Below are 6,697 nucleotides of genomic sequence, written 5' to 3' on the forward strand. Positions count from 1 at the left end.
CACAGATTTTACACAAATAAATGCCTATAGCGAAAGTGTGTTGGAGGCGTCGCCGTTGAACCGGGTATTGGAACAAGGAGCTCCCGGAAAGGATTGGAAAGCAGACCCCAATAGTGATACTGATCATACCCTTAAATTTGATTGGGATGGTAATGATGCTAATGAGGTGATGCATTTTAAAGTGACTTTTACTAATGCAGACACCGAGAAACCCCAATTGGTAAAAGAAGCATATTATCCAGAAAATGTCTTACGACTTACCATTACCAAGGATGAAAACTGGCAACCAGGTCAAACACACCCAGATGATCATACCACCAGAGAGTATACCAATCACCTGGGGCAAGTGATCCTAAAACGCACCTTTAACGGTGGGATTGAACATGATACCTATTATGTCTATGATAGTTTTGGGAACCTCTCGTTCACCATACCACCTAAGGTGGTTATTGACGATGGAATAAGTCAGCAAGAGTTGGATGAATTATGCTATCAGTATAAGTTTGATTACAGAAATCGTCCGTATGCGAGAAAAGTACCGGGCAAAGATTGGGAGTACACTATCTATAACAAGCTAGATCAGCCTATAATGACCCAAGATGGTAATCAAAGAGCAAATAATGAATGGTTGTTTACAAAGTTCGATGTTTTTGGTCGAGAGGCTTATACTGGTAAAATTACTGACACGAGAGAACGTAGTGTAATACAGGATGAAGTTAGTGCTTTAACTACTCCATTGTGGGTAGAAAGTAGTAATGCTGTAATGATCGGTGGTACTACAATGTATTACAATAATGGAGGTTATCCTAATGCTCAAAATGCCGAAGTACTTACAATTTACTATTACAATAATTATGAATTTTTAAATAGTGAAGGTACTTTCTTTAGCAACCCTATTACGGTGTATGGTGTTCCTGTATCAGATCGTACAAAGACTTTAAGTACTGGTTCAAAAGTAAAAGTATTAGGTACTTCATATTGGACTACCACAGCGACGTATTATGATAATAAAGCAAGAGTAATATATGTTGCTAGTACAAACGAGTACTTAAACACTTCTGATATTNTCACCAGTCAAACTCAAAAAATTGATAATCAGGATACAGAACAAATCGTAGCCAACGAGTATGATGAATTGGGACAATTGGTGAGCAAAAACGTTGGTGGACTAGCACCGAGCACTGGGGCTACTCGAAGTGCGGGCTTACAAACCGTAGACTACACCTATAATGTAAGAGGTTGGTTAAAGGGAATCAATGATGTTAACAATCTTGAGAATGACTTATTTGGTTTTGCCATTAATTACAATCAAGGAACCAACCCTTTATATAATGGTAACATCTCCGAAACCAGTTGGAAAACCGCCAATGACAATGTAAACCGTTGGTATAATTATGAGTACGATGCACTCAACCGAATCACCGCAGCCAATAGTCATAGTGGTAATTTTGATGTATCCAATATCACCTATGATAAAATGGGGAACATCGAGTCCCTAAACAGAGTAGGTCATTTAGGAACGTCTTTTGGAAGCATGGATGTACTCTCCTATACCTATGATAGCGGTAACAAGCTTTTAAAAGTAATCGATACCGGAAACAAAACCTATGGGTTTAAAGACGGCACCAATACCAACGACGATTTTGCCTATGATGATAACGGCAATATGATTGTGGATCAAAACAAGGGGATCTCGAGCATCACTTATAACCATCTCAATTTACCCGAAACAGTTTCGATAAGCAACAGTGAAGGAACCGGAACTATTTCTTATATTTACGATGCCACTGGAGCGAAGCAAAAAAAGATCGTGACAGAGGGAAGTTCTATAACAACGGAGTATGCAGGTAATTACATCTATAAAAATGGCAATCTAGAGTTCTTTAACCACCCAGAAGGGATTGTAGAAAAAGACGCCGATGGGTATAAGTATGTCTACCAATTTAAAGATCACAATGGTAATGTACGTCTAAGCTACAGTGATAATGATAACGATGGTAAAATTGATATAGTACGAAATGCTATAGATGTTGACGGAGACGGAGATAATGGTCACGAAATAAAACAAGTTAACGATTACTATCCTTTTGGTGGTAAAATCAAATATGATTCTAGCCATCCTAACTCACTTATTACTGGTAGAGAGCATCAGTTTAAATACAATGGTCAGGAACTGGAAGAGTCACTAGGACTTGGTTTGTATGAAATGGATTGGCGTTTGTATGATCCTTGGGGTCCTCATTTTACCACAATAGACCCACTTGCAGATCATCCTAATCAATTTGATAAATCACCATATATGTTTGCTTGGGGTAATCCTGTTATGTACGGTGATCCAACTGGGTTATGTCCAGATTGTCCTGATGCAGCAGATTACAAACCAGGAGACACTTATGATGTAAATGGCACAACCTATGTAGTCGATAATGATGGTCAATGGGCAAGAGAAGGTGGTGTATTAGATACAGTTGTTATTGGTGGAGATACAAGTACAGAAGAAGCAGATAGTAGTGGGAGTACTGAAGGAACTACCACTGTTTACATAGGTAGAGCTTCTTCAATAGGTAACTTAAGAGGTTGGAATAAGTTTTCTGCGGAAGCACAGGTAAATATGCCTTGGCTTTTTGGAAGAAGGACATCTGATGACGGTAGATTTTTTGTAGATCCAGCAGGTAATCCCACAGGTGTTGCTCCAATGGGAGCTCCTGTAAATTTACCTTTTGGTCCGGGAGGAGGCAAAAATTTAATTAATGGATTAGATGATTTAATAAAAGCGGCTACCAAAGCAGATAAAGGGGCTTTAACTAAAGTGGGTCGTGCATTACAAAAGCATGGAAGTAGGCCTAATAGTGTTTTTCCTAAGGCAACAGGTAACCCTGCCAGTATGAATGTGCAAGGTGAAGCTGTTTTAAGAAATATATTGACTAATCCAAGTGCAACAACAACAGTGAGAAATCATGCAAGATTTGGAGATATATTAGAAGTCAAAGTACCCGGTGGAGGCGGTGCTAGATTTAGTGCAGATGGTAATAATTTTATTGGTTTTATAGAATGAGAAAATTTAAAATAGAAATAACAAGTGTTCCGGATAGAGAAGAATTAGTAGCAGAAATCTGGGAAGGTGATACTATGGTCGCCGAATTAAATCAAGAAGACAAAGACAATCTTAAATTAGAGATTTATTCTAATAAAGAAAATCGAATTTCTTTAGACTACCTAGACTTTGTAGAAGCGTTAAAAGTTGCAAAAGAGAAGCTTTTAGGCTAATTAAATAAATAGGAAACCACTCAGTGATGAGTGGTTTTTTATGCTTTAAAGTGAAATAATCAAAAAAATATGATCAATAGTCTATCAAATTAGTGTAGTTAATCTGTAAATTAAGGTAAGTGATCGAAAAGTTACTTGTGTAGGGTATTTTACCCCTGCTGTAGGTCTTGACAAGGGTTGTTATTAGTAGTAGGTTTGCTTTGAATTACAAAAAAAGGCGAGTCAAATGAATGTCACTAAACAAATAAAGCTATTTTTCTGTTCACTATGATGATTACACTTCCAAGGTAGAACTCTTAAAGCTAACAGAAGACAACCTAGTCTATAAGTCAAGTACTAATACCATTAGATTATATAGAAGAACTGAATAATTTAATTCAAAAACTTTAATCTACTAATGTTGCTGGAGGAATAAGTGTTCTATCCCAATTAAATTTTTGACAAAAAGCGTTATCTAGAATATCAGTTAATAATATAAGAGCAAAATTAAAGTTAAAAGGAAAGCTCATGGTGCTTCGCCACAATATAAGTACAACATTGCGGAGATTGATTGGAAAACCGCTAGCGATAATACCCAAAGATGGTATGCTTATAATTATAATGCTTTTGAGCAGCCGTTAAGTGTTACTAGTAATAATAGTAAGTATAGTGTAAGCAATATCACGTATGACAGGATGGGTAATCTCCAAAGCCTGACCCGTAACGGTTGGCAAAACTCTTCTAGTTATACAAATCTTGATGTATTGAGTTATCAGTATACTGCCAGCAGCAACAAACTGTTAAGCGTTACTGATAGTGGAAATAAAACCTATGGTTTTAAAGATAGGAACATAAGCGGAAATGATTATGCGTATGATATCAATGGAAACCTTATCCAAGATAAAAACAAAGGGATTACCAGTGTAAGTTATAATTACTTTAACTTTCCAACGCGAATACATGTTACTAATCCTGATCATGATGGGAACGTACAATATATCTATGATGCCAATGGAGTAAAGCTAAAAAAGACCGCTATAGATAGAGGTACTACTAATATTTTAGAATATAATGGTAACTTTGTGTATGAGAACGGTTCTTTGAAATCTATTACACATCCTGAAGGCTATATTGAGCAAGAAGACGATGGGTCATTTACTTATGTATATGAACATAGGGATATCTGGAACAATACCAGAATCACTTATGCTGATAACAATAAAGACGGTGTTGTTACTGCTGCTGAAATACGCAGGGAGCAAAACTACTATCCTTTTGGTATGTCATGGCAAGCAGTAAATAGCACGATCAGAAATGCTAAGAACAACTTAAAGACCTTTCAGGGACAGGAGTTAACCGAAGATCTGGGATTAAATACCCATGAGTGGCGTTATCGTATTAGTGACCGCAGTATTGGTAGGTTCTGGCAGATCGACCCATTGGCAGAGCAATATGATTATAACTCTACGTTTGCCTTCCAAGAGAATAAAATGGGGATGGGAGTTGAACTGGAAGGTGCAGAATTATGGGGTTGGGTTCAACAACAACTTGTTCAAAATACTGCCGAAAATCCAAACGGAGTTAGCGCCCATGTTATGGGAGCTGTTCAAGGTGTGGTTGAAAATGGCGAAGGTCTTTTAGAAGCGGTTACTAATCCTGTGCAAACCGCTAAAGGTATGGGTGATCTAGCAGTTGCTCTTGCATCACAAGGAAATGTTTCTACAATGATGCAGGCAGATGAAGCCTTAGGAACCAACTCTATGCAAGCAGCAAATGCAGTAGTGACTTCTGTAGAAAAAGGAGCCAATGACTTGGTTAATGGAAGTGGTATAGATAGAGGAAAAGTAATTGGTAACGTTGCTAGTGCACTAGTAGGAGCCAAGGGAGTTACAGCAGCTACTAAAGCTATTTCTGCTGCATTTAAAGGTAGTAAGACGGTATCTACAACTACTGCATTAGCAAATTATTATCCAGCTAATAAAGGTGCTATGGGTGCAACAACTACAACGGTACTAGAAATTGGAACTAAAATTGATAGATATGGTAATTTAGGAGGTAAGTATTTTTCTCCTACTGGAACACCTTTGTTGAATAGAGCATTGCCTAATAACGCTAGTACAAGTATTTATAACTCTTTTGAATTTACTAAATCATTCAGTGTTGAAGCATCAACAATAGCTCCAACGTTTGGAAAAGTAGGAACAGGAACACAATATTTTTCACCAACTCTTAATGCTCAAGAGTTGCTACAAGGAGGATTTATAAAAGCAAATTAATTTATGACAAAAGAAGAATTAAAAATAGAACTAAGCAAAATTGGAGTGATCGAAAGTGATTACTCTATCGATGAAGGTTTAAAATCTGATGCTTATATTATTGAAGAGTACGATGGCTTATGGAGATTTTTCTATTATGATGAAAAAGGAGAAGAATCTCAACAAAGTTTATTTAAAAGTAAAGAAGAATCCTTTAAGTATTTAGTAAGCACTTTTAAAGATCAACTTAAATTGTTAGGTAAGGATAATTTTAGATGAATCATAAAGGAATGACAGTTAACGAGAGGCTTTATGTAAGCGGACTTATGGATGATTACGAAAAAGCCGTTAGTGATAAAAATATCGATAAAATTAAATCGATACTTAAACAAGTAGAGTTAAATGAATCTTCTATAGCACCTATTTTAAAAAGTTTAGGTTTATAACTCTTTAATCAAAGATTACTTGTTATATTTTACTTAGAACCATCTCAATATCGAGGTGGTTCTATGTTCTTTTAAGTAAAGTATTATCACTACATTTAAAAAACATCCTTAAAAGTCTATCAAATTAGTGTAGTTAATCTGCTAATTAATGTAAGTGATCGAAAAGTCACCGTTAAAGGGTATTTTTCCCCTGCTGTGGGTCTTGACATGGGTTATTATTAATAGTAGGTTTGGTCTTGAATTACCAAAAAAGGCGAGCCAAATGAATGTCACTAAACAAATCAACCTAATTAAACGAGTAGACCAGCTCACTATTAGTTTAAAACAAGCTTTAATTAGGAATATTTTCTTTATGTTACCATCGCTACTTACTATTCCATTTTATTATCTAGCTTTCAATAATATTGAAATAGTTAAGATTAATGATTTGAAAGGGTTCGCAACATTTATTGCTTCATCATATCCGTCTCAGAGTATTTTTTCAAATGGAGCTTCTATTATAATTTTTATAGACTTGATTTTTTTGATAGTTGATACCAGTAAAAAAGGTAAATCATTACATGATAAATTAGGTAAAACGTATGTTATTAAATATACTTTGACCAATTAACCAGCTCTACGAAGTTTGTGCTCTGCGAATGTCTATGACTTCGCAGCGTCAACAGAGAGCAAGTAACAATAATTGCATAATTGACTAAAAAGTAATCATCATTACGTGATTGCTTTTCTATTTGCAAACTTCGCATAGCA

6 protein-coding genes are annotated in these 6,697 nt (G+C 35.9%); all 6 read left to right on the forward strand.

All coding sequences use genetic code 11. From position 1 onward, the window contains the following. Positions 1 to 37 precede the first annotated feature (37 nt). The 6 genes from ACFSJT_RS12920 (at position 38) to ACFSJT_RS12945 (ending at position 6,557) form a co-directional block, all read left to right on the forward strand. On the forward strand, positions 38 to 3,055 hold the full coding sequence (locus tag ACFSJT_RS12920) for an RHS repeat domain-containing protein (protein ID WP_465252808.1): 3,018 nt from the start codon (positions 38 to 40) through the stop codon (positions 3,053 to 3,055). Beyond that, positions 3,052 to 3,267 (forward strand): hypothetical protein, encoded by a 216-nt coding sequence (locus ACFSJT_RS12925; RefSeq protein WP_378320710.1) that lies wholly within the window; start codon positions 3,052 to 3,054, stop codon positions 3,265 to 3,267. The genes ACFSJT_RS12920 and ACFSJT_RS12925 overlap by 4 nt, the downstream gene beginning before the upstream one ends. A 674-nt stretch (positions 3,268 to 3,941) precedes the next feature. Beyond that, positions 3,942 to 5,522 (forward strand): TNT domain-containing protein, encoded by a 1,581-nt coding sequence (locus ACFSJT_RS12930; RefSeq protein WP_378320711.1) that lies wholly within the window; start codon positions 3,942 to 3,944, stop codon positions 5,520 to 5,522. Between the two features lie 3 nt (positions 5,523 to 5,525). After that, complete coding sequence (locus ACFSJT_RS12935; protein WP_378320712.1) at positions 5,526 to 5,780, forward strand: hypothetical protein; 255 nt, start codon at positions 5,526 to 5,528, stop codon at positions 5,778 to 5,780. An 11-nt stretch (positions 5,781 to 5,791) separates the two neighbouring features. Beyond that, on the forward strand, positions 5,792 to 5,947 hold the full coding sequence (locus ACFSJT_RS12940; protein ID WP_378320713.1) for a hypothetical protein: 156 nt from the start codon (positions 5,792 to 5,794) through the stop codon (positions 5,945 to 5,947). 262 nt (positions 5,948 to 6,209) lie between these two features. Beyond that, positions 6,210 to 6,557 (forward strand): RDD family protein, encoded by a 348-nt coding sequence (locus ACFSJT_RS12945; RefSeq protein WP_378320714.1) that lies wholly within the window; start codon positions 6,210 to 6,212, stop codon positions 6,555 to 6,557. Positions 6,558 to 6,697 lie beyond the last annotated feature (140 nt).

This window comes from Aquimarina celericrescens (assembly GCF_042682765.1).
GTDB classification, from domain to species: domain Bacteria; phylum Bacteroidota; class Bacteroidia; order Flavobacteriales; family Flavobacteriaceae; genus Aquimarina; species Aquimarina celericrescens.